20 protein-coding genes are annotated in these 23,864 nt (G+C 28.3%); 10 read left to right on the top strand and 10 right to left on the bottom strand.

The features are described 5' to 3' along the window. Nucleotides 1-17: 17 nt before the first annotated feature. Nucleotides 18-626, bottom strand: coding sequence for a non-canonical purine NTP pyrophosphatase (locus tag ABDZ93_RS11685; RefSeq protein ID WP_343826555.1), 609 nt, complete (start codon nucleotides 624-626; stop codon nucleotides 18-20). A gap of 183 nt (nucleotides 627-809) precedes the next feature. Between ABDZ93_RS11685 and ABDZ93_RS11680 the strand changes: the two genes are divergently transcribed. From ABDZ93_RS11680 to ABDZ93_RS11670, 3 genes are all read left to right on the top strand, one after another. Next, the gene (locus tag ABDZ93_RS11680; protein ID WP_343826554.1) at nucleotides 810-1,013 is read left to right on the top strand and encodes a nucleic acid-binding protein; all 204 of its coding nucleotides are present in this window, start codon (nucleotides 810-812) and stop codon (nucleotides 1,011-1,013) included. 180 nt (nucleotides 1,014-1,193) lie between these two features. Then, on the top strand, nucleotides 1,194-2,750 hold the full coding sequence (locus tag ABDZ93_RS11675) for an ABC transporter permease (RefSeq protein ID WP_343826553.1): 1,557 nt from the start codon (nucleotides 1,194-1,196) through the stop codon (nucleotides 2,748-2,750). A gap of 14 nt (nucleotides 2,751-2,764) precedes the next feature. After that, nucleotides 2,765-3,415 carry an ABC transporter ATP-binding protein gene (locus ABDZ93_RS11670; protein ID WP_343826552.1) on the top strand — a complete coding sequence of 217 codons (651 nt, stop codon included), beginning with the start codon at nucleotides 2,765-2,767 and terminating at the stop codon, nucleotides 3,413-3,415. A 114-nt stretch (nucleotides 3,416-3,529) separates the two neighbouring features. On the opposite strand, the gene ABDZ93_RS11665 is transcribed toward ABDZ93_RS11670, so the two are convergent. From ABDZ93_RS11665 to ABDZ93_RS11650, 4 genes are all read right to left on the bottom strand, one after another. Further along, the gene (locus tag ABDZ93_RS11665; protein ID WP_343826998.1) at nucleotides 3,530-5,545 is read right to left on the bottom strand and encodes an FtsX-like permease family protein; all 2,016 of its coding nucleotides are present in this window, start codon (nucleotides 5,543-5,545) and stop codon (nucleotides 3,530-3,532) included. Then, nucleotides 5,535-6,302 carry an ABC transporter ATP-binding protein gene (locus ABDZ93_RS11660; protein ID WP_343826551.1) on the bottom strand — a complete coding sequence of 256 codons (768 nt, stop codon included), beginning with the start codon at nucleotides 6,300-6,302 and terminating at the stop codon, nucleotides 5,535-5,537. Before ABDZ93_RS11660 ends, ABDZ93_RS11665 begins: the two co-directional genes overlap by 11 nt. Before the next feature lie 202 nt (nucleotides 6,303-6,504). Beyond that, on the bottom strand, nucleotides 6,505-7,518 hold the full coding sequence (locus ABDZ93_RS11655; RefSeq protein ID WP_343826550.1) for an ATP-binding protein: 1,014 nt from the start codon (nucleotides 7,516-7,518) through the stop codon (nucleotides 6,505-6,507). A gap of 157 nt (nucleotides 7,519-7,675) precedes the next feature. Then, nucleotides 7,676-8,350 carry a response regulator transcription factor gene (locus ABDZ93_RS11650; RefSeq protein WP_343826997.1) on the bottom strand — a complete coding sequence of 225 codons (675 nt, stop codon included), beginning with the start codon at nucleotides 8,348-8,350 and terminating at the stop codon, nucleotides 7,676-7,678. A gap of 248 nt (nucleotides 8,351-8,598) precedes the next feature. Between ABDZ93_RS11650 and ABDZ93_RS11645 the strand changes: the two genes are divergently transcribed. Then, nucleotides 8,599-10,071 carry a S41 family peptidase gene (locus ABDZ93_RS11645; protein ID WP_343826549.1) on the top strand — a complete coding sequence of 491 codons (1,473 nt, stop codon included), beginning with the start codon at nucleotides 8,599-8,601 and terminating at the stop codon, nucleotides 10,069-10,071. A 43-nt stretch (nucleotides 10,072-10,114) separates the two neighbouring features. Here ABDZ93_RS11645 and ABDZ93_RS11640 read toward each other — a convergent pair whose 3' ends face one another. Next, on the bottom strand, nucleotides 10,115-11,290 hold the full coding sequence (locus ABDZ93_RS11640; protein WP_343826548.1) for a MalY/PatB family protein: 1,176 nt from the start codon (nucleotides 11,288-11,290) through the stop codon (nucleotides 10,115-10,117). Nucleotides 11,291-11,530: 240 nt separating this feature from the next. Here ABDZ93_RS11640 and ABDZ93_RS11635 point away from each other — a divergent pair, with 240 nt between their 5' ends. From ABDZ93_RS11635 to ABDZ93_RS11625, 3 genes are all read left to right on the top strand, one after another. Then, the gene (locus tag ABDZ93_RS11635; protein ID WP_343826547.1) at nucleotides 11,531-12,682 is read left to right on the top strand and encodes a double-cubane-cluster-containing anaerobic reductase; all 1,152 of its coding nucleotides are present in this window, start codon (nucleotides 11,531-11,533) and stop codon (nucleotides 12,680-12,682) included. Nucleotides 12,683-12,840: 158 nt separating this feature from the next. Beyond that, nucleotides 12,841-15,009, top strand: a complete 2,169-nt coding sequence (locus ABDZ93_RS11630; RefSeq protein ID WP_343826546.1) for a helix-turn-helix domain-containing protein — start codon at nucleotides 12,841-12,843, stop codon at nucleotides 15,007-15,009. Between the two features lie 514 nt (nucleotides 15,010-15,523). Continuing rightward, nucleotides 15,524-16,900, top strand: coding sequence for an MATE family efflux transporter (locus ABDZ93_RS11625; RefSeq protein WP_343826544.1), 1,377 nt, complete (start codon nucleotides 15,524-15,526; stop codon nucleotides 16,898-16,900). A 103-nt stretch (nucleotides 16,901-17,003) separates the two neighbouring features. Here ABDZ93_RS11625 and ABDZ93_RS11620 read toward each other — a convergent pair whose 3' ends face one another. From ABDZ93_RS11620 to ABDZ93_RS11605, 4 genes are all read right to left on the bottom strand, one after another. Further along, nucleotides 17,004-17,504, bottom strand: a complete 501-nt coding sequence (locus ABDZ93_RS11620) for a hypothetical protein (protein WP_343826543.1) — start codon at nucleotides 17,502-17,504, stop codon at nucleotides 17,004-17,006. 314 nt (nucleotides 17,505-17,818) lie between these two features. After that, a complete protein-coding gene (locus tag ABDZ93_RS11615) occupies nucleotides 17,819-18,394 on the bottom strand; it encodes a hypothetical protein (protein WP_343826541.1) in 576 nt (191 codons plus the stop codon). A 168-nt stretch (nucleotides 18,395-18,562) separates the two neighbouring features. Next, complete coding sequence (locus ABDZ93_RS11610) at nucleotides 18,563-19,189, bottom strand: response regulator (RefSeq protein ID WP_343826539.1); 627 nt, start codon at nucleotides 19,187-19,189, stop codon at nucleotides 18,563-18,565. Then, nucleotides 19,186-20,256: a sensor histidine kinase gene (locus tag ABDZ93_RS11605; RefSeq protein WP_343826538.1), complete on the bottom strand. Its 1,071-nt coding sequence runs from the start codon at nucleotides 20,254-20,256 to the stop codon at nucleotides 19,186-19,188. Before ABDZ93_RS11605 ends, ABDZ93_RS11610 begins: the two co-directional genes overlap by 4 nt. 266 nt (nucleotides 20,257-20,522) lie before the next feature. Here ABDZ93_RS11605 and ABDZ93_RS11600 point away from each other — a divergent pair, with 266 nt between their 5' ends. Genes ABDZ93_RS11600 through ABDZ93_RS11590 form a run of 3 tightly spaced genes read left to right on the top strand, consistent with a single transcriptional unit; the run spans nucleotide 20,523 to nucleotide 23,733 of the window. Beyond that, a complete protein-coding gene (locus ABDZ93_RS11600) occupies nucleotides 20,523-21,455 on the top strand; it encodes an ABC transporter ATP-binding protein (RefSeq protein ID WP_343826537.1) in 933 nt (310 codons plus the stop codon). 15 nt (nucleotides 21,456-21,470) lie between these two features. Next, on the top strand, nucleotides 21,471-22,586 hold the full coding sequence (locus ABDZ93_RS11595) for an ABC transporter permease (protein ID WP_343826536.1): 1,116 nt from the start codon (nucleotides 21,471-21,473) through the stop codon (nucleotides 22,584-22,586). Beyond that, nucleotides 22,573-23,733 (top strand): ABC transporter permease, encoded by a 1,161-nt coding sequence (locus ABDZ93_RS11590; RefSeq protein WP_343826535.1) that lies wholly within the window; start codon nucleotides 22,573-22,575, stop codon nucleotides 23,731-23,733. The genes ABDZ93_RS11595 and ABDZ93_RS11590 overlap by 14 nt, the downstream gene beginning before the upstream one ends. The last annotated feature ends 131 nt before the right edge of the window (nucleotides 23,734-23,864 follow it).

Genomic DNA, 23,864 nt, shown 5'->3' with positions numbered 1-23,864 from the left:
TTTATTCACCCCTATATCTATAAATCTAAAGCTTTTATAAAAAAACTTCTAAAGCCGTCTCCAACCTTTCCTTCATAACTTTCTTCATCTCCAATATCCATATAATATTTTCCTGATTTCTCATCAATAGATATAGAATCTAAAGGAAAACCCTTAATTCTATTTTTATGAGGAATAGATGTTAGAATAAATTCCTCTGAGCCTAATTCATCTCCCATAGACTCAAAAATTCTTTCTTCATCTTGAATAAAACATATGGCATTTTTATACATTGCTTTAGTTTTTCCGCCTAATTCCTTGGCAATATTTCCGTAGTACTCTATCATCTCTTCATCCTTACGCTGCTTTCCATTAACTCTTCTTACATGCACCCCTGGTTGTCTTTTGACATCTATTTCCTCTATGTACAAACCTGAATCACAAGAGAAAACAGGCATATTTACTAACTTATAATAAGCTAAGGCTTTAATCCTTGCATTTTCTAAAGGATCATTACCACTCTCATCTATTTCTCCTACTTCCATCTTAATTTCACTTAATCCAACTATCTCTACATCTAATCCTTGTAACATTTCTTTCATATGCCTTAGCTTAGCAGGATTTGATGTCCCATATAATAATCTCATTTCATCAACCTTCTCTTTATGTAAATTTTCATATTTATTAACTATATATGTTATAATATTATTTTACAGGATTAATTTGTATAAGTATATAATTAATGTAATATCATTTAAATATAAATAAATTTTTTATTAGTTAAAATCTTTACTAGCTAATAATTTTTCAAGAATGGAGTGAAGCTAAAATTGAAGAGAATATGTAATCAATGTAACTGCGAAATGGTAGATAATTGTAGCATTAGTGTAGAGGGTGCTCTCTATGGAATTAGAATTAAAAGAAAAGGAAAGGGTCTTTTTAATAGCGTTTCTGCTGTTCCTAAAGCTGCTGTATGCCCTAATTGTGGCACTGTTATATTTTATGTTGAAGATTTTCAAGGACTTGTAAAATAAATTTTTTAACATTTTCGTTATAATAAGGTTTCTACATTCTAATATATAATCAAACTATTAGAGTGTAGAAACTTTATTTATATATTACATTTTTAAGATTATTTTAAGGTAAGTATTCCATAATTAATCTCACAGGTAACCACTTAGAAAATTTAATCTCTGTTAGAAAGGAAGATTATTATGTACATCTTTAAAAATGCCTTAAAAAGTATTACAAGAGCAAAAGTTAGAAATATTTTAATTACAATTATAACAATAATTATTTCTGTTTCCGCTTGTATTGCCCTTAGTATTAGACAAAGTTCAGAAACTGCAAGGGAGGCCTCTCTTGATTCATTGGAAATTACTGCACAAATATCCGTAGACCGACAATCACTGATGAAGAATGCTGAATCCTCTAATGATAAATTAAAAACATTACAAGGTTCACAAAATTTATCATTAGAGGAAATGCAAATTTATGCACAATCTAAATTTGTAAATGATTTCCACTATACTATTACATCTTCTCTTAACGGTGATGCCACTCTATCACCCGTAGATACCTCTACTACAAATGAAGAAGATTCTATTAATCCAAATGAAATGCCAGTAAATAAACCAAATGGTAATAAAGTATTTGGTAAAATGGGGAGTCAGGGAGATTTTACTGTTGTTGGATACAGTTCCCACGATGCAATGACATCATTTAAGAATGGTACAAAAAAAATTACAGATGGAACTGTGTTTGATTCAGAGACAACAGAACCACAATGCATTGTTAGTGATGAATTAGCCATTCTTAATGAATTGAAGGTTGGAGATAGTATCACATTAGTAAATCCAAATAATGAGGAAGAAATTGTATCAATGACAGTCTGCGGTATATATAACAATAGTGAATCTTCTACCTCTCAACAAGGAAACATGATGGGTTTTAATGCTTCATCTGATCCTGCAAATCAAATTTATATAAGTTTCAATGCCTTAAACTCAATTGTTGATAAATCTAAATCAAATGCAACAGTTGAGACTGATGAAACATCAGGAATAGAAATCTCTACAGCTTTACGTGGTCAGGAAAGTGGTACATACGTGTTCTCTAATATTGAAAACTATAAGGCTTTTGAAACAGACGTTGTTGCTCTTGGTTTAGACGATACAATCTATACAATTTCATCACAAGATGTCAATTCATACGAACAAAGCCTAATACCACTAAATAACTTAAGCAATTATTCAATGTATTTTCTTTTAGTTGTTTTAATAATAGGTGCAGCTATATTAATTGTTTTCAACGTATTTGCTGCAAGAGAAAGAAAATATGAAATTGGGGTATTAGCTGCTATCGGCATGAATAAAGTAAAAATTGCAACTCAATTTATATCTGAAGCATTTATCATTACATTTATCTCCATAGTAATAAGTACTTGTATTGGTGCTACTATTTCTGTTCCAATCGCAGATAAGTTGTTAGAAAATCAAATTGCTTCTTTAGAAACATCTACCCAAACAACTAAAGAAAACTTCGGTGGTGAATTTCAAGGTAGAATGTACAGTAGCAAAGGTAGCATGTCAAGGCCATCTAATAGTACAACAAAAATTAATTATGTTAAAGATATCACAGCAAGTATAGATGTTGTTGTTTTATTCCAACTATTAGGACTAGGTATTTTACTTGCCTTGATATCAAGTGCAACAGCAGTAATATCTATTCTTAGATATGAACCATTAAAAATCTTAAGTAATCGTACTTAAAGGAGGCCGTTATTATGAGTTCTTTTATACTAAAAGATTTATGTTATTCTTATGACAATAAGCAACGTGAAATTATAAGTCACATGAATTATGAATTTAAAGATAATACAGTTTATTCTATTGTAGGAAAATCTGGCACCGGTAAAACAACCCTTCTCTCTTTATTATCTGGACTTGCCAAGCCAACACAAGGTTCCATTTTATTTGATGGAAAAGATATAAGCAAACTCAATTCTTGTAAATATAGAAGTAATTTTATTGGAGTTGTTTTTCAAAGTTTTAATCTCTTACCTCACTTAACAGCCATTGAAAATGTTATTCTTTCAATGGACATATCAGGTAAAAAAATATCAAATAAAAAAGAAAAAGCCTTAGAACTATTAAATAGTGTAGGACTGGATGAAACTACAGCTAATCGTAGAATATTAAAGTTATCCGGTGGTGAACAACAACGTGTTGCTATTGCACGAGCATTATCCTATGATCCTGCAGTAATCTTAGCAGATGAACCAACGGGAAATCTTGATGGTGAAACAGAAAATAGTATTATAAAAATATTTCAAAAATTGGCACATGATCATGGCAAATGCATAATTTTAGTTACCCATTCTCCAGAAGTTGCTAATATGTGTGATGTGGTTTATAAACTCTCATCTAAAAAATGATATTAGTTATGTAATATAAACTTATATATAAATATAAAGGTAGCCATTAAGGCTACCTTTATTACTAAAAAATATATTCATTTTATTCCCTGGAATAACTAACACTTAACCAAATCATAGATTTGGAGTGTTAGTTACATTCTTATAGCCTATATAGGTGGCGTAGAAATAACCTCCATAAATAGCTATTATCAGTAGTGCTGTTATAGTGGCTGAAGCCCCTATCTCTGCATTGCCGTAAAGAGATATAAATTCATTAGCTACACTAATTCCAACTATGGAGTGAATTATAGCTAATACTAATGGCATTGCAAAGTATATTAAAGTTTGAATAAATATGGTTTTATTTATCATCTTTCTTGAAGCTCCAATCCTTCTTAGCGATTTATATCTATCAATGCTCTCACTCGCTTCAGATAACTGTTGAAGAGCAAGGACTGCAGCACTAGATATTAAAAATACAATCCCAATATATATTCCTATATATAAAATTGTGGTAGTAGCTCCTTTTGTCATACTGTATATATCTGTTTTTGTATAACCCAATATTATAAAGTCTTTACCTGAACCATTTTCATCTCTACTATTTTTAAATACTTCTCCTATTTCTGATTCTCGTTTTTCTCTATCTTCACCTACAAAGTTACCATTTAATATAGTGTCATAGGGCTTAAGGTTTTCTAAAGCTTTATCTGGAAGTATTACTGTAAAGAAATTATTAGCAAAGCCCGTACTTTCATAAGCTTCTGTAATAAGTTCTTGATTTTTTATATTATAGTTTATATTATTTATTTTAAGTGTCTTATTTTTCTTCATATAGCTTTTAACTAAAGGCACTAATTTACTAAAGTTAGAGGTTATTAATACTTCATCTTCTTTTAAGTCTATAGAACTTTGTCCATTTAACTCCCTTAATTTATTATAATCACTTATTTTTAGTGCTGATATGTTATTATAACCATTATCTAGAAATTTATCTCCTTTACCATCTCCATATCCTCTTAATATATCACCATAACTTTCTTCTAGCCTATACTCTTGTAATACTACATACTTTTCTTTATCTGTGAAATTGAACCCTGATTCTTTAATGGCTTGTTCTATAGTTTTGTTTTCCCCACCTTCAAATTTTATAATTCTAGCTGAGACATCAAAGGGTACTGTATCCTTAAGACTACTTTCTAAAGAATTTTTAAAACTCAATCCCGTAGATAATATAGAAATAGTTATAAAGAGCATTAAACATATAACTGTTATAGATACAAAATTTGTGTTAATTTTACTACTTATCTGTCTAGTAACAAATATATTTAGTTTTTTAAGGTATATATTTTTACTATTCTTGATTACATACAATATAAATCCAGCTAATCCATAATAAAATAATATAGTTCCTAGAATCCCCAGTATTATCGAAATAGTAAATCTAGAATCAGTTATGTCTAATCCCACTTCTATTATAAACTTATAAGCAGTTATAAGTATTCCTACTCCTAAAATAAAAATAATAATTGATACTATAGGATTTTTAATCTTTATATTTTCACTTTTCTTACTAGCATTTATCATATCTATAAGTTTGTATTTTGAAATTACAAATGTATTAAATATCATTATAAGTAAAAACATTATTCCAAAATAAGCTATAGTCTTTACAGCAGCATTTTGTGAAAATACAAATTTGTATTCACTCATGCCTACCTGAAATAACTTCGCTGTAAAAAGAGATAATCCTTGTGATAAAACTATACCAAAGATTAATCCTGCTACTAAAGACATAAGTCCTATAAAAAAAGACTCAGACACTAAAATACTTGAGATTTTTCTTTTACTCATACCCAATGTCATATATACACCAAGTTCTTTTTTTCTTCGTTTTATCATAAAGTTATTAGCATAAACAATCAGTCCACCCAAAATTACTGACACAAATACAGATACCCAAGAAATAACTGTAGTTAACATATCTATAAAACTAGCTTCCTTCTTACTTATTTCAAACATTGCCTTTTGTGATTCTATAGAGTTAAAGCTATAAAATATACAAACAGCAAAGGTTAAAGTTAAAAAATATATGGTATAGTCTTTAAAGCTTTTCTTTACATTGTTTATTGCAATCTTAGAATACATCTCCACTGTCACCTCCAAGTAATGTCACTACCTCAATAATTCTATTGAAGAATTCTTTTCTACTATCGTTTCCTCTAATTAATTCATTAAATACCTTTCCATCTTTTATAAATAAAATTCTGTGAGCATAGCTAGCTGTAAAAGCATCATGAGTAACCATAAGTATAGTAGCCTCTAATTCTTCATTTAATCTCTCAAAGGAATCTAGTAATAGTCTAGAAGACTTAGAATCTAATGCTCCTGTAGGTTCATCTGCCAAAATTAGTGATGGGTTAGTGACGATAGCTCTAGCTGAAGCAACTCTTTGTTTTTGACCACCAGACATTTCATAAGGATGTTTATTTAAAATTTCACTTATACCTAACTTATTTGCTACTGCTTTAATTCTTCCATCTATACTTTTAGGTTTTACATCTTGTATGGTAAGTGCCAATGCAATATTTTCATAGGCAGTTAAAGTATCTAAAAGATTAAAATCTTGAAATATAAATCCAAGCTCATCTCTTCTAAATTTTTCAATATCACTATTCTTAAGACTAGTTATATCTTTATTATTTATAACTATGTTTCCTGTAGTTACGGTGTCAATGGTAGATATACAGTTTAAAAGAGTAGTTTTTCCACTTCCGGAAGGTCCCATTATTCCAAGAAACTCACCCTTTTCTACTCCAAAACTTATATTATCAATGGCTTTAGTCACATTTCCCTTTCCACCATAATACTTTTCTATATTATCAACTTTTAAGACATTTTTCATAATTCATCCTCCTAACGCATATTTAAGTGTTGCCTTAATTCCATGCCCTTATTATATATTCTTCTTAATGTATGTTGTATTTAATTTCATGTCATTAATCTTTCATTTTTGTAAGATAATAATGAAAGTCTAAAAAGAACTCTGTTTATCATAAAAAAAACTGATTGAGATTAATTTTTATCCAATCAGCTTATTTTAACCATTATTTAAAATTCGTAAATCTTCCTAACGGGAAATTTATATACACCTTAGTTCCATATTCCAACTTTGATTCAATATTTATCCCCAATCCAAGTCTATTGCAAAGTTTTTTACACAGATATAATCCCATTCCTGTGGATTTTCCGAATTTTCTTCCATTGTCCCCAGTAAACCCTTTTTCAAAAACTCTAAGGATATCTCTTTCTGAAATTCCAAAACCATTATCTTCTATAATTAAAGTTACTTTATTTTCCGTAGAAGCTGAATATACCTTAATTATCCCCTTTGATTCCTTAGAATACTTTATAGCATTTCCTAAAACTTGATTCAAAATGAATTCTACCCATTTTATATCACTAAAAATTTTACCTTTTATATCTCCTACCTCTAAGGATATTTTTTTATTTATAAAGTCTCTAGAATTTTTTCTTAAAATCTCCATAACAGCTTCTTCTAAATTAAATTCTTTTATAATATAGTCCTTACTTACATCATTGCTCTTTGAGTAATAAAGGACTTGTTCTATAAAATCTTCCACCTTTTTCAATTCATGACTAATCTTATTTGTTACAGTACTTTCGTTATTATCTATAATAAGTCTTGCAGAGGCAATAGGTGTCTTTACTTCATGAACCCACATTTCTATGTATTCTCTATATTCCTTTTGAGTGCATTCATATTTTTTTACATTCTCATGCATATTTTTATTGCATTCTTTAAGAACCTGATAAACTATTTCACCTTCTAAAAAGTCTGGTTTTTCCATAACCTCTGGGAGCAAATATTTTTTATCAAGACTATCTATAGTTCCTGTAATATTGTCTAGAAATTTCTTATGTTTAATAACTTCTAGGGTTATATATGTACTTAATGGAGCAAACCATAACATGAAAGCTAAAAATATTAATCCACTTCCTACATCTAAAAATATTAAAATAGCTACAAAAATCATAAATAGAACTCCATTAATTGTTAAAAACCCAATTCTAGATTTAAGATAATCTTTCAGTCTCATTTTTATCTATTCCTTTCCTACTATTTAAAGTAGTAATTCCTTCAAACCCGCATGAACAGAACAACTATTTAACTATTTATATATTTCAATAGTTCCATATTTAAATAGTTTTATATACAAAAATACAACTAGTTCTCTATATAAATATTTATATTTTTTAAGACATTATATATCCAAGTCCTCTTCTTGTTTCTATGGCCTCCTTAACTCCAATTTCATCTAATTTTTTTCTTAGTCTTGTCACATTTACTGACAAAGTATTATCATCTACGAACAAATTAGATTTCCATAAATAATCCATCAAATCCTCTCTAGATACAATGCTTCCTTTATTCTTTATAAGGTAATAAAGAATTTTTAATTCGTTTTTAGTGATTTCTAAAGTATTCTCTCCACAGTTTATGGTTCCATTAGATAGATTTAACTTTAAATCATTATATACTAAGATTTCTTGATTTCCTTCATTTCCTTGATTTACTCTCTTTAGTACTGAATTTATCCTAGCTAAAAGTATTTGTGTATTGTAAGGCTTAGTTACAAAATCATCTGCTCCTAAATTCATACTCATCAGCTCATCCATATCACTATCTCTACTTGTAACTACAATTATAGGTACTTGTGAAGTTTTCCTCACTTCCCTACAAATGTAGAATCCATCAAACACAGGTAAATTAATATCTAAGAGTATAAGATTAGGCTCTTCTTTTTCAATAATAGATATTATATTTTCAAAATCAGTAGGTGCTATGACCTCATATCCATACCTATTTAAAAATGTTGTAAGCTCTTGCCTAATAGTTTCTGTATCCTCTATTATAATAATCTTTACCACTTTATCACTTCCCATTTTATTTTCTTCTATTAAATATTTACTTTAATCCAAAGCTAAAATTTATCTACATTTAAATTAATCACAACACTATCCCAGCTTCTTATTAATAACATTATAACCAAAACATAGAGTAACTAAAAGATAATTAGCCGTTATTTGGCTTTATTTTTATTCATAAGCTCTTTATATTTTTACATTTTATGGTATAATAACCTTATTTAATAGAATTTTAGGGGGTGGATTTTGATTTGAAAAAAACTTTTACAATTCTTTTTATTATAATTTTAGGTTTAATTTTAATTTATTTACCTTATTATAAAAAAGATATTTCCTTTGAAAAAGCTTTGGAAAAGATAAATCATAAAAATTTAAATATTCCCATATCAAAATTAAATATTAAAGATTTTATATCTGAACTACCCGATGAGGATATACTTACTGCTGAAGAGCACACTCTACTTTTTTCAACACCTCAAGTAATATCTCCTACTGCTATAACCAGAAAAGAAGCTATTTATGATGTAGATCTATATTTTAAAACTTTAAAGTCTAGTTATGCTGCCTATAACTATTATGGTAGCGATGAAAAATTTTCACATGCCAAGAAATCCGTTTTAAGTTTTATTGGAGAAAATGATGTAATTAATGTAGCTGAACTAACAAAAATCTTAAAAGACAGTCTTTCTTTTATACCTGATAAACATTTTTATATAGGAAATTATAATTTAAATTTAGAAAACACCTGTAGGTATTACTCAAACTCTACTTTAGAAATTTTAAAAAATAGAGTAGGCTACTATGTAGAGTATGGAGGTGTTTATTACTACATTAGATCTATAAATAAAGATGAAAATATTGAAAATTATTTAAATCTTTCTATAAATACTTATGGAAGGCTAGTGTACAATTTAGGTATTCTAGAAAAGTACTTTGGACAAGCTTCTAGTAAATTAAATATTGTTTTTTATAGAGGTGAATCAGAATATATTAAAGATATTGATCTGAAATTATCAAATACTCTTTCAGATGAGTCTACTTCACCTTTAGAATATACAACTAGAGATAATGTTCCTATAATATCTTCCAGAGAAGTTCCCTACAATATAGATATAGATGGAATAGATTTTATTAATACTGCTTCTAAAGTAAAGGATTCTCCTGTAAGTATATTAGATTTACGTGGAAATACTGGAGGCGATATATTGACTGCTTTAAACTGGATAAATGAATATTTTGGAGTTTCATCTCAGGGAAAAGGACTCTTTCTACTTCTTTATGGAAGATCTAAAGATGCTCCCTCATACTACGATTTTAATACCTTTGATAAAGACCTAAAAGCCTTACAACTTGAAAAAATTGATGCTTATCATTACGAGCACATACCTAAAACTAAAAAAGAACTTAATAAAAACTTAAATACTATCTTTGTTCTTACAGACAAAAAAACTTCCTCTGCTGCTGAATTCTTTGTAGAGCATCTAAAAGATTTTGAAAATATTGTAGTAGTTGGCACAAATACTTATGGTAGCCTTGAAAGTTCTAATGTAGAACTCGGTTACCTTCCCCATTCCCATATTGAATTTTCCTATGGAAACTGGTTAAGGCTATATGATGAAAAATTTTTTAAAGAAGGTGAAGGTATAAAACCTGATCTATGGGTAAATGGAGAAGACGCTTTAGATCTAACTTTAAAACTCATTGAGAATTATAATTTAAAATAATTATTTAAGAGGTTGTCTCATTTTGAGATAACCTCTATTAATTTTAATTAAGCTTATTTACTTCTCGTTCTATTCTTTCTAAAGCTTCTTCAAGAACAACTCTACTAGTTCCTACATTCATTCTTTGGAACTTAGCTCCAGCATGTCCAAACATACTACCATCATTTAACCATACTTTACACTTTTTAAGGAAGAAATTACTTAATTCTTCTGGCTTCATATTTAATCCTGAACAATCAAGCCATAATAAATAGGTTCCTTCTGGTCTTCTAATCTTGATTCTAGGAATTCTTTTCTCGAAGAATTCTAAAGTGAACTCTATATTTTCTGTTAAATATTTCATAAGATCTTGATACCATTCTTCACCACTAGTATAAGCCGCTTCTTGTGCTACTGCTCCTAATGTAGTTGCTCCCTCTATACAATCTTTTTCCATTTGAAGTACATATTGATTTCGTAACATTTCATTTTTAATAATTATATTAGCAGTTTTAAATCCTGCAATATTAAAGGTTTTATTTGGTGCTGTACAGATTATGGAATTATCAGCAAACTCTTCACTGATAGATGCAAATACAGTATGTATATTAGGCTTATATACTATATCTGCATGAATTTCATCTACTACCACTAACACATTATTTTTCAAACATATTTCTCCAACCCTTTTTAATTCTTCTTTAGTCCACACTCTTCCTACTGGATTGTGAGGACTACAAAGAATTATCATCTTAGTTTTTTTACTAATTATCTTTTCTAAGTTGTTAAAATCCATTTCATACCTGCCATCTTTGCAGATTAACGGATTTTCTACAACCTGACACCCATTATTTTTAATAATACTATAAAAAGGATGATATACCGGTGTTTGGATTATAATTTCATCTCCTGGCTTTGTATATGCTGCTACTATAGTTTTTAGTCCTGGTACAACTCCTGGAGCAAACTTCATCCATGACTTTTCAACTTTCCATCCAAATCTTTTGTCAAACCAATTTATAGCAGCCTTATAACATGACAGTGGCGTAAGTGAATATCCAAAAATAGGATGTTCTAATCTCTTTCTTATAGCATCTCCTATTTCTTCTGGCACTTTAAAATCCATATCTGCTACCCATAGAGGTATAATTTCACTATCATTATATGTTCTATTTATTAAATCCCATTTTATGCAATTACTACCCAGTCTTTCTACCTTTTCATTAAAGTCATATTTCATATCTCTTATCCCCCATCTTGAAATGTTAAATAAAGCCAACAAAACCATTCTTAATCTTTAAACTTTTCTGTGCAATATAATTCTATCACTATTTTCATAAATATAGTATTGCAATCTTCTATAGATGTACTTAAGTGTATAAAATAATACTATAATTCATACTATTCCATAATTTCTATGTATAATCATATTGTAAATATTGTTACAAAATAAACATATAAAAGGAATAGGAAAATTAAAATGAAAATAAGAAAAGAACTACCCGAAATCTTTGATGATTTTGCAGAAGCTAGAAGAAATTCCTTTATTGCAGCTAAGAACCTTAAGGATCAAAATATACCTTTAGTAGGAGTATTCTGCACTTATATGCCTCAAGAATTACCACTTGCTATGGGTGCTAGTGTTGTTTCTCTTTGCTCTACTTCTGATGAAACAATTTCAGAAGCTGAAAAAGATTTACCACGTAACCTATGTCCTCTTATCAAATCAAGCTATGGTTTTGCTAAAACAGATAAATGTCCATTCTTTTACTTTTCTGATTTAGTTGTAGGTGAAACTACTTGTGATGGAAAGAAAAAAATGTATGAGTACTTAAGTGAATTCAAACCTGTTCATGTTATGGAATTACCAAACTCTCAAAGTGAAGAAGGTTTAAAACTTTGGAAGAAAGAAGTATTTAAGTTTAAAGAGGCTTTAGAAAAACAATTTGAAACTACTATAACCGATGAAAAGGTTAAGGAAGCTATTAAACTAAAAAATGAAGAAAGAAAAGCTCTTAAAACCTTTTATAGCCTTGGAAAACTAGACCCTCCAGCACTTTTAGGACAAGATATGTTTAAAGTGCTTTATGGAGCTACCTTTAATTTTGATAAATCAGAGATTCCAAAGGAAATATATGCTCTAACTAAAAAAATTGAAGCTGAATATGAAGTTGATAAAAAATATGAAAAGAAACCACGTATTCTTATAACTGGATGTCCTATTGGTGGTGCTACAGAAAAAGTTATAAAAGCCATAGAAGATAATGGCGCTCATGTAGTGGCTTTTGAAAACTGTAGTGGCGCTAAAGCTATCGATGAGCTAGTAGATGAAAATAATCCTGATATATATGAAGCTATTGCTCGTAAATACTTAAATATTGGCTGTTCATGTATGACTCCTAACCCTAATCGTATAGATTTGCTTAATAGAATTATAGATGAATACAAAGTAGATGGAGTAGTAGATGTAGTTCTTCATGCTTGCCATACCTATAATGTAGAAACATTACTAATTAAACGGTTTGTTAATAACACCAAAAATATTCCTTACATCAGCATAGAAACAGATTACTCTACTGCTGATATTGGACAACTTAACACTAGAGTGGCTGCTTTCATAGAAATGCTATAAATATATTACTTAAAGTTAAACTTCTTTAGGTATGTTAATAATAAAATCCAAAACCCCTAAGAAAAATATTTTCTTAGGGGTTTACCCTTGTAGCATGTTTTTTCTAATTAATGCTATAATACTATTAATATCAAAGAAACTAGCAAGGAGAGTTTATAATGCATAGACAATATATTAATTATTCTGCAAATATGCCTATATCTATTTCTTTTAATACCATTAAAAACTATCCAATCCATTGGCATTATTGCATCGAAATTCTTTATGTTATAAAAGGCACAATCAATCTATATATAAATACTGAAAAATATGTAATAAGTGAAAATCAAATTGAAATTATAAATATAGATGAAGTTCACAGCATAGAAAGTGATGATCCGGACAATAAAGTGCTCATATTTCAAATAGATCCCTACTTCTTTCAAAAATACTATAACGATATTGAGAATATGTTTTTTTATACCAACTCTTCTAGTAAAGCTTCTCAGCTTGGGGAAGAATATGAAGACTTAAGAGTATTTCTTTGCCAAGTGCTTTGCGAAACAGTACAAAAGCAAGATAATTATGATGAAGAGATTGAAGATATCCTTGTAAAGCTTCTTTATCATCTTATAAACAACTTCAACTATTTAATTCATGAAAAACAAGAGCTTAAAGAAAATAAAGATCAACTTCAAAGATATCATAGTATATCGAAATATATATATAATAATTATCAAAATAATATAACTCTTAAAGATATATCTAGTAACGAATATCTAAGTACTCATTATTTATCAAGAGAAATAAAATACGCTACCGGGTATTCCTTTACTGATTTTTTAAATCTTATTAGGGTTGAAGAATCTATAAAATTAATTTTAGATACAGATATGACACTATCTGAAATTTCTGAGGAGATTGGTTTTTCCCATACTAGATACTTTAATAAACACTTTAAACTTCACTATAAACTTACACCTTTACAATTCCGGAAAAAATACAAATCTACTCCTGAGTTGCTAGAAAAGTTGACTAAATATATAACTCATCCTTTAGAGGAAAGTTTAGATGATGTAATTTATTATCTGGAGGACTACGATAGGTTTAACTATGAGGATAAAATTCATCAGTTAAATATTAATATGGAAAATTACCTAGGTGAGTTTGACAAGGATTTTAATAGAGTTATAACTATTGGCGATGCTTTTGACCTTTTAATTGAAGATAATAAGGATACTCTAGAAGAACTTCAAGGCGAAATGGATTTTGAATATGGGCGAATCCTAAATTTATTTAGTACTGATATGGCCATCTTTCCTGGGTCTAAATTTCATAACTGGAATAGAGCAAAGGATGTACTAGAATTTATAGAATTCTTAGATATAATACCTATAATTGTTTTAGATATAGATAGTGCCTATGAAGAACATATGAACACCATTATTGATGAAAGCAATGAAAGTGCTACTAAAAACACCTTATCTCTTAAAAACTCTATAAATATTCATGAAGATTTTAAAAATATTCTTATATCATTTATGGAGTATTTCAGTGCTATAGAGACTCTTAATTATAAAAATTTTAGATTTCAATTTTCTTCTGCTTTTCCTGAAAATTTAAGGACTTCAATTGAAGAAATATTGATTGAAAATAAATTAGAATTTGAAGAAGACACTTTTATCATAAATAATGAAGTAAATAATATTTATGATACAGCCTACATGATTCCATTTATTCTCGACAATGTAGTTAATCATCAAGGAGATTTAAGCTTTATAAGAGCCTTTGATGTCCTTGATAAGCAAGTAAATATAACTAATGAGCTTTTCTTTGGTTATCCTGGTCTTATAAATGATAAGGGTATAAAAAAACCTGCCTTTTATGCCTATTCTCTTTTGAATAAATTAGGTAATACCTTAGTAGCAAAAGGGGATGGATATGTAGTTACTAAAACTGACAATCAATATGAAATTTTACTTTATACTTACCATGATAAAATTAATGATCTAATATCCATGGCAAGTTTTTCAAAACTTAGAGGTATAAAAAATGCTACTTCTAAAAAGTTGTCACTAAATATAACTAACATTCATTCAGATATTAATGTAACTACCTATGAAATAAATGAAAAAATCGGATCATCCTATAATTATTGGATTGATATGGGAAGACCAACTAGACTTAATAAAGATGAAAATGGAATTCTTCATAAGGCTTCTTATCCTAATATTAGATTTAAATACTTTAAGAAAAGTACAGTTATAAATATTTTAGCTACCCTAAAAACCTATGGAGCGATATTAATTATAATTAATGAAGTTCAGAAGCCTCTTAGAATTAATTAATTTTACCTCAATTTATACGTAAAATAATAAACATTCTATCAAAGTTTATTATTTTATGTATAAAACATATTGATTTTAAGTACAAAAGCATCCTTATTAAGGTGCTTTTGTGCTTTTTCCTATTTTTATCCAATAATCATTTGGGCAGAATAGTACTTTTTGATGGACACTTAAGTGAATGTTTATTTAATTGTTTTCAACTATAATGTTAATATAAGATAAAATATTTCAATAATGAATTAACAACACTTACTGCTTTCATAAAGACTGTTATTACGAATAATTAGATTGCTAAAGACCATAAGTTGAGTTATTTCATAAAATAATTTATTATTTAAATTAGACGAACTAATGAATATATTTTATAAATACTCTTGAGATTAATTAAATCTCAAGGAGATTAAAATTAACTAAACATGAAGATAAAGTGTATTTTTCTATAAACCGAAGGAAACTTTTCGTAAAATAACCCAAGAGAAATATACAGAATTTTCAAATAAATGAGGTGAAACTAATGGGAATTAACCCTAAAGTATTTTCGGATGGAAGGACATACAGAGTATTATTTAAGTTTGCTATACCTGCAATATTTTCTTTACTTGTAGCAGAACTTTATAACATGGTAGACACAGTTTTTGTTGGTAGGTATATTGGCCCTAATGCTATTGGCGCGTTAACAATTGCATTTCCAATTCAACGTTTTCTTATAGCAATCGCTTTCTTATTTGGTGTAGGAGCTTCAACCTACGTTTCTAGATATTCCGGTGAAAAACAACCTGATAAGGTTAAATCTACAATAATTAATTCAGTATCTGTTACTATAGTATCTTTAACAATAATTCCTCTACTTTTATTCTTCTTTAGAGGTGGATTGTTATATAAACTTGGTGCTAGTGAAGCTACCTTTGGATTAACTAATGATTATATATCTATAATTTTTATAGGAGCAATTTTTCAAGGATTAACTATAGTTTGCTCTCAAATAATGACAGCTCTAGGAAATTCTAAAATAGGTCTTTATGCTAACAGTATAGGTGCACTTCTAAATATTGTAGTTGACTACATATTAGTAGCTCATTTAAATATAGGTATAGCCGGTGCAGCTATCGCTACTGTAGCTTCTCAATTTGTAGGCTTAATTTTTGTTCTATACAATTTTAAAGATGTAATTAAACACTTTAAAATTAAATTTTCATTAAATAACATTTTACCAAATGTAGATATTTCATTAATTAAAGGGTTAATTGCTGTGGGATTTTCAACCTTTGTTATTGAAATATCAGATGCAGTAGTTTCTGTGGTTTTAAATAACTTATTAATTTCTAGAGGTGGTAATGAAGCTATAATAATAGTAGGTGTTATTACTAAAATATCTATGTTTATGTTTATTGCAATAATTGGTATAAGTTCTGCTATGCAACCAATTGTAGCCTTTAACTTTGGTGCAAGAAATTTTGATAGAGTCAAAAATACAGTTAAAGCATCTATAAAAACTGTAACGATAATATCTTTAGTATTTGGAGTATTTCTTATGTATTTTGCTCCACAGATGATAGGATTGTTTTTAACTGATGCAAAGTTATTGCCTGAGGCCGTTAAGGCACTTAGAATATGTATATTCCTACTTCCATTAGTGGGGTTATACTATGTAGGTATATACTACTATCAAGCTATTGGTGAGGCTAAAAAGGGATTTAGATTATCTCTATTTAGACAGTTAATAGTATTTATTCCTTTAGCTATAGTTTTTGTAAACATTTTTGGTACTATAGGTGCATGGATTGCATATCCTGCCTCAGATTTGATTTCTGCAGTTGCATCTTTTTATCTACTAAATAGCACTTGGAGAAAAGACCAAAAAGAAAAAATTACTAAAACCGTAACAGCTTAATAAAAAAAATTACTCCTTAGAAAATTATATTCTAAGGAGTTTTTATATAATATTTATAAGTCAGGCACTATTATGTAAATCCTAGTACCTTTACAATTTAAAGTTACTTTACCGTATTTTTAAATTGTAAATTACGATCATTTACATAATTACTAATAATATCAATACCTATGCATTGTCCAGAGCATAATGGTTCTTTAATAGCTAATTGAAAATAAACTGTGTCTATTCCATGAGATTCACATCCTGTATATTTTGCAATTTTAAAGTCTTCTGCCATAGGAACTTTAACCCATTTACAATTCCAAATCCATTTATATAATACTACAGACACTATATATTCTTTATTCCTGCAAAGATTATTAACTTTAATAGAAAACTTAACTATTCTACCTTTAGTTGTAGCATCGATTACAGCTACTTGTCCAAAATCTTGTGGACATTTACAAGGTATGAGAGTTACTCCTATTCCACCTTTTGGAGCTTCACCTTTTAGATGTACTTCTAAATCTTTGCCTTTCTCTGGCATTGAATTCATATATTCTGGTGTCGGATTAAAATTTTTATCTGCCATATATCTTAATGCTCTTTTTATTGTACTCATACACTACACCTCATACACTAATATATTTTGTTTTAATTACAGTACTTCCTTTATTAATATATATTTAATATCATCTGTACCTAAATAATGATTTTTTATCATTAAATTTATTCTGTCACTACAGTATATGTATTTAAAATTTCATTGTTACTCTATCTTAATATAAATAACATTTCTAATCATATAAAATAAAAAACCGTCTCAAAACACCCTAAACCTTAAGTTAAAGTTTAGTGATTTATTTTGAGACAGTCTATTTCTTATATGCACTATATCTTTTCTATTTGGTCTTTTTATTACCAACTTAATATATATTATTTATTGGTGCCATTAGTAGCAGAAAATACACCTCTATTTAAAGCATCATGTATAGCTGATGTTACCCTTCCTACTTCAACTTTTTGATCCATATCCTTAACTATAGAAGAAGGATTATGTAAATCATTAAGACTTTGTCTTATATCTTTATCCTTTAAATAGTTTATCAAAGCTTCATATTGATTTTTTATATTCTTAAATTTACCATCTTCTAAATAATTTTCATCATTATTAGATAATGCTATAAACTTAATATCTTTAATTATATTGTTAGCTAAAGTGAATTCAACTGATAATTCATCTTCATCTATATATGCACCACGATATATACCATTAGAATAATTATTGTTAGTTAAATCCATACCAAAGAGTGTATTATTATTACCATTCTTGTCACTTACACCTAGTACTCCACTTTCCTTTGTTCCATTATTAGCTGTTCCACTTTCAGTTATATTTTGAGCAACCTCACTACCAGTATTTTTATTATTTCCTGCAGTGCCATTATTAGTACATCCTATAAGCCCTGTTGTTAATGCTATTGTTGCAATTAAAAGCGCTATTCTTTTCATAATAAACCTCCTGTGCTTATTTTTATGATTATAGTATAAGCATACACTCAGTTATTATTCTAATATTATTTTTCCTATTGCACCTTTTATTGCTACAATATAAAAATAATATTACACTTACTAATCTTATTACTTGAAAAATTTTCATATCTAATCTTTAGAAATGCTTCATTTTATATTATTGAAATAAAATATGGCAAGTTGTGTTCTATCTCTAAGATTTAATTTTTCTAAAATACCACTTATATAGTTTCTTATTGTGCCCTCACTTAAAAATAATTTTGCTGATATTTCCTTATTAGAAAGACCTTGAGAAACTAAAGTAATTATTTCAATATCCCTATCAACTAAATCGTACTTTGACATATCCTTTTTATTTTCATTATTATGTAGCATAGTAGGAATTTTAGATATAATTTCTTGTCCAAAAACACTTTGTCCAAGTTCTACTGCCTTTAAAGCAGGTACTATACTTTCAAAGTGTTGTTTTAAAATATATCCCTTAGCACCAACTTTTAATGCAGTTATAATATATTCATCATCTTCAAAAGTGGTTAAAAATAATATTCTCCCCTCATTATGAGATTTTAAAATTTTCTGTGCAGCCTCTAGCCCTGACATTTCCCCCATACGAATATCCATAAGTAATATATCTGGAGTATACCTATTATAAAGCTCAATAGCTTCTTCACCACTATATCCAAGCGATATCACCTCTATATCACTTGCTGTCTCTATGATGGTCTTTAAAGATGCTGCAATAAGCTTATCATCATCTATAATAATTATTCTCATAGTTCTCCCTCCTTCATAATAGATATAAATATTTTAAACCCTTTTGAATTATCAAAATTCACAATACCATTTAAGCTATTTACCCTCTTTTCAATGCTTTGTAAGCCCATTCCACCATCCATACTTACCTTCTTTTCACTTCCATCATCTAAAATAATTACTTGATATAATTTTGGATGTTCATATAAACTTACAGTTACTGTGGTTGCATTTGAATGCTTTATTATATTAGATAGAGCCTCTTTTACAATAGCGATGACAGCATATTTAATTTTAACATCTGGATTAGAAGAAAACTCATAATTTAAAGTAGCCTTACAAAATTTAAATTCATTTATCAACTTTGAAAGTTGTACATATAAGTCAATAGAATCCTCATGTAAATTATGAATACTGCTCCTAATAGAATCCATGCCTTGATCTAATGTAGATCTAATATCCTCTAGGAACCCTTTAGTTTGCTCTTCTCTAGTAATTGCCATAATAGCACCTATTTGCAATATAGAGCTAGTCAAAAGGTGTCCTACATTATCGTGAATTTCTCTTGAAATACGATTTCGCTCCTTTAACGTTGCAAAATTAACTTCAAAGTCTTGTTTATATTGTAATTCCTTTACCTTCTCTTCTAATATTATAGATATCTCAGTTAAATCATCTCTTTGCTTTATAAATTTATCATGCAAATTTTCATATTTTAAAGTATTAAATTTTAACATTGTTGATGTACTAAGAAGTCCAAGAATTATTATACTAATCATATATGGATATTTATGTATATTCATCATGTATGGAATTAAAATTAAGATGCATATATATTTATACTTTGAAAAAATAGTATCATAAAATATTATAGGAATGCCCATCAGAAATTCAGGATATAAAATGCAAACAACACTATAACTTATTAATACTATTATATTTAATTTATCCTTGTTAAAGTATTCTAGAAAACAAGTTATTGCTACTGTAACTAAAATTGGTAAAATTGATTTTTCTATATCATAATTTTCTATAAGTAATAATGCCGAACCTATAAGTAAAATAATTTTATTTAATATATTATTCATCTATACTTCCTCACTTTATATATCTATAATAACATATACAAATTTTTTACAAAAGTTTTATATAAGGCCCTTAGATAGTGCTACTATCTGAGGAACCTATTTCCTTGTCTAACTCAAAATATGCTTACCATCTTTGACTTATTATTTATTTTCAGATGCCTAAAGTGACAAATGTAATTTAATATTCATGACAAATAGCACTTACCTACAACGAGATTCTCTAATAAACTATAAGTATAAACTAAATAAAGTAAGGAGTAATAACTATGATTGTAAAAATAGAAAACCTAGTAAAAAGATATGGAGATTTAATTGCTCTAGATCACTTAAATTTAGATATTAAAAAAGGAGAAATATTTGGTCTTTTAGGTCCAAATGGTTCTGGTAAAACTACTACTATAAACTGTATGTTATCTCTACTTAAATATGATAAAGGAACTATTGAAATCTTAGGAGAAGAAATGACTCCAACAAATTATAAAGTAAAAAAAGACATTGGTATTGTTATGCAAAATGTCGCCGTCTTTGATGAATTGACAGTATATGAAAACATTGATTATTTCTGTGGGCTATATGTAACAAATAAGAAGGAACGAAAGGTACTTGTGGAAAAGGCTATTGATTTTGTTGGACTTTCAGATTACAAAAAATTTATTCCTAAGAAGTTAAGTGGGGGACTTCTTAGAAGATTAAACATCGCTTGCGGTATAGCTCATAATCCAAAACTAATCATTTTAGATGAGCCAACGGTAGCTGTTGACCCTCAAAGTAGAAATCATATTTTAGAGGGAATAAAAAAATTAAATGCCGAAGGAGCCACAATCATATATACCTCGCACTACATGGAAGAAATTGAACAGCTCTGTACTTCAATCGCTATTATGGACAAGGGAAAAGTCATTGCAAAAGGTACAAAGGAAGAATTAAAGTCCATTATTGATTTAGGTGAAAAAATAATTATTGAAGCCTTTAATTTAAATGAAAATCATATTAAAAATATAAATGCTCTCCCTAATATTATTTCAGTAGACTATAAGAGTAATTTACTAAATATTAGAACAAAAAGTGGACATAGTTGTCTTGGGGACATTATTAGCTATATTGGAGACAATAAAATAAGTTATGGAAAAATTTATTCAGAGCAACCTACCTTAAATGATGTATTCTTGGAAATTACTGGTAAAAGACTTAGAGATTAAAAGGAGGAATATAGAATGTTTTGGCATATTTTTAAGTATCAACTTAAATGTCGTTTTAGAGATAAATTAAGTGTGTTTTGGACTTTATTATTTCCAATTGCATTAGCTACAATTTTTAATTTAGCCTTTTCAAATATACTTACCGGTGAAGAGTTTGAGAAAGTTAATATTGCTCTTGTAAATAGTAGCAAAATATCTGAAAGCTTTTCTACAGCTATGGAAGAAAGTGATTTATTTATCATAGAGAATACAGATAAGAATAAAGCAGAAGAAATGCTTTCTAAAGGTGAAATTTCAGGTTATATAACCTTTGAAGATAATATTGAAATAACTGTTGCAAAGTCTGGTATTAACGAATCCATAATAAAAACCTTTGTAGATAGTTATAGTCAAAAGTATTCCACCATATCAAATGTAGTATCCCTAAATCCAAGTATTATGAATGATGATTTTATTAGCAATCTTGCTCTTTATAATAATTACACAAAAGATAAAGAATTAAATAGTTCCACCAATGTAGTTGTAATTTATTTTTATACCCTTTTAGCTATGACTTGTATTCTAGCTTCAACCCCTGGTTGTGCTGATGTTATAAACATCCAAGGAAATCAATCTCAAAGAGCAGCAAGAATTAATATATCTCCTGTGAATAAAATAAAAACCTTTTTAGCTACTATAAGTGCTACTTTATTATTTTATTTTTCAACAGTGCTGATAGTTATAATATATATTTCCCAAGTTCTAAAAATAGATTTTGGTAACTCCATAGGTTATGTAATTTTACTTTGCTTTGTAGGTTGTTTTAATGGAATAAGTTTAGGTGCCATGGTAAGTGCTTTGATTAATAAAAAAGCTAGTATAAAGGAAGGAATTTTACTCATATTTACAATGGTGGGTTCTTTTTTATCTGGAATGATGACAGTTCAAATTAAATACTTCATTCAAGATAAATTTCCCCTTTTATCCTATATAAATCCTGTTAACTTAATTACTGATGGATTTTATTCATTATACTATTATAGTACCTATGATAGATATTTTCTTAATCTAAGTCTTCTGACATTGTATGGAATTATATTTTCAATAGTTACTTATTTAATTTTAAGGAGGCAAAAATATGCAAGTATTTAAACAGTATTTTAGAATAGTTAAAAAAAGTGCTCTTTCCTCCTTACTGCTTTATGCAGCTATATTTGTATTAATGACAATTATTTTTAGTAATGTCGGGAATTCTACAGATTCAACCTCCTTTAAAACTGAAAAATGTAAAGTTGCAATTATAAATAATGACAATTCTCCTCTATCAAATAATTTAGAGGATTATGTTGAAGCTAATTCCAAGTTAGTAAAAATTAAAACTACCGATGAAGGAATAAGAGATGCATTATTTTTTAGAGAAGCAGAAATTGTAATCACCATTCCAAAGGGATTTGAAGATAGCTTTCTTCAAGAAACTCCACTTGATCTAGAAACTCAAAGTATTCCTAACTCTTCTAGTAGCATTTTTATAAAATCAATGATAAATAATTATCTTACTACAACCAAAGTTTACATTGATAATACTAATAGCTTAGACTTTGAAAAAATTAATGAGCTAGTAAATAAAGATTTATCTATAGATACAGAAGTTACTTTAGCAATGGATAATAAAGAAGATACTAAAAATAGCGTTACCTATTACTTTAACTATTTAGCTTATCCTATTCTATGCATGTTAATACTTGGAATATCTATAGTATCAAATATTTTCAATTCACCAGATTTAAAAAGAAGAAATTTATGCTCACCTATTAATTCCTACAACTTCAACATGCAAATATTTTTAGGAGATATGGTTTTAGCATTATCTATTTGGACTATATTCATGACACTCGCCATAGTAATGTATCCACAGGATATGTTTTCTTTTAGTGGAGTGTTACATGGTATAAATTCTCTAATATTTACAATAACGTGTTTATGCCTTAGTTTCTTAATTAGCAATATATCCACTAAAAATTCCATAGTTCCAATTTCAAACCTTGTACCTGTAGGTTGTTGCTTCTTAGGGGGAGCCTTTGTTCCTCAACAACTTCTCAGCGAAACAGTGAAAAGTACTGCTATATTTAATCCAGTATATTGGTTTGTTAACGTAAATGAGAAGCTTAACTCCCTATCAACATTTAATAAGGATACTCTTACTCCAATACTATTTGAAATGTTAATAATGATAGCTTTTGCAGTAGCTTTCTTAGGAGTAGGTTTAGTTATCATGAAGCAAAGAAGAACTAAATATTAAATGCAAACAAATACCTAGCACTTTCATTATAGTGCTAGGTATTTGTCTATATAAATTTAATTTTATCCAATGCATAATCCTTGCACCCCTCTGTTAATCCGATGACTACTAGCTCTAATACTCCACATTCT

Source organism: Clostridium subterminale (assembly GCF_039521425.1).
Taxonomy (GTDB): Bacteria; Bacillota; Clostridia; order Clostridiales; family Clostridiaceae; genus Clostridium_J; species Clostridium_J subterminale.
Note: the sequence above shows the minus strand (reverse complement) of the source record. Positions and strands in the feature narration are given on the sequence as shown.

Bases quoted from the DNA above. Each gene is read 5' to 3' on its own strand.
- ABDZ93_RS11675 (WP_343826553.1), top strand. From the start codon at position 1,194: ATGTACATCTTTAAAAATGCCTTAAAAAGTATTACAAGAGCAAAAGTT.
- ABDZ93_RS11590 (WP_343826535.1), top strand. From the start codon at position 22,573: ATGCAAGTATTTAAACAGTATTTTAGAATAGTTAAAAAAAGTGCTCTT.
- ABDZ93_RS11670 (WP_343826552.1), top strand. From the start codon at position 2,765: ATGAGTTCTTTTATACTAAAAGATTTATGTTATTCTTATGACAATAAG.
- ABDZ93_RS11665 (WP_343826998.1), bottom strand. From the start codon at position 5,545: ATGTATTCTAAGATTGCAATAAACAATGTAAAGAAAAGCTTTAAAGAC.
- ABDZ93_RS11620 (WP_343826543.1), bottom strand. From the start codon at position 17,504: ATGAGTACAATAAAAAGAGCATTAAGATATATGGCAGATAAAAATTTT.
- ABDZ93_RS11595 (WP_343826536.1), top strand. From the start codon at position 21,471: ATGTTTTGGCATATTTTTAAGTATCAACTTAAATGTCGTTTTAGAGAT.
- ABDZ93_RS11635 (WP_343826547.1), top strand. From the start codon at position 11,531: ATGAAAATAAGAAAAGAACTACCCGAAATCTTTGATGATTTTGCAGAA.
- ABDZ93_RS11685 (WP_343826555.1), bottom strand. From the start codon at position 626: ATGAGATTATTATATGGGACATCAAATCCTGCTAAGCTAAGGCATATG.
- ABDZ93_RS11660 (WP_343826551.1), bottom strand. From the start codon at position 6,302: ATGAAAAATGTCTTAAAAGTTGATAATATAGAAAAGTATTATGGTGGA.
- ABDZ93_RS11605 (WP_343826538.1), bottom strand. From the start codon at position 20,256: ATGAATAATATATTAAATAAAATTATTTTACTTATAGGTTCGGCATTA.
- ABDZ93_RS11640 (WP_343826548.1), bottom strand. From the start codon at position 11,290: ATGAAATATGACTTTAATGAAAAGGTAGAAAGACTGGGTAGTAATTGC.
- ABDZ93_RS11655 (WP_343826550.1), bottom strand. From the start codon at position 7,518: ATGAGACTGAAAGATTATCTTAAATCTAGAATTGGGTTTTTAACAATT.
- ABDZ93_RS11600 (WP_343826537.1), top strand. From the start codon at position 20,523: ATGATTGTAAAAATAGAAAACCTAGTAAAAAGATATGGAGATTTAATT.
- ABDZ93_RS11630 (WP_343826546.1), top strand. From the start codon at position 12,841: ATGCATAGACAATATATTAATTATTCTGCAAATATGCCTATATCTATT.
- ABDZ93_RS11610 (WP_343826539.1), bottom strand. From the start codon at position 19,189: ATGAGAATAATTATTATAGATGATGATAAGCTTATTGCAGCATCTTTA.
- ABDZ93_RS11615 (WP_343826541.1), bottom strand. From the start codon at position 18,394: ATGAAAAGAATAGCGCTTTTAATTGCAACAATAGCATTAACAACAGGG.
- ABDZ93_RS11625 (WP_343826544.1), top strand. From the start codon at position 15,524: ATGGGAATTAACCCTAAAGTATTTTCGGATGGAAGGACATACAGAGTA.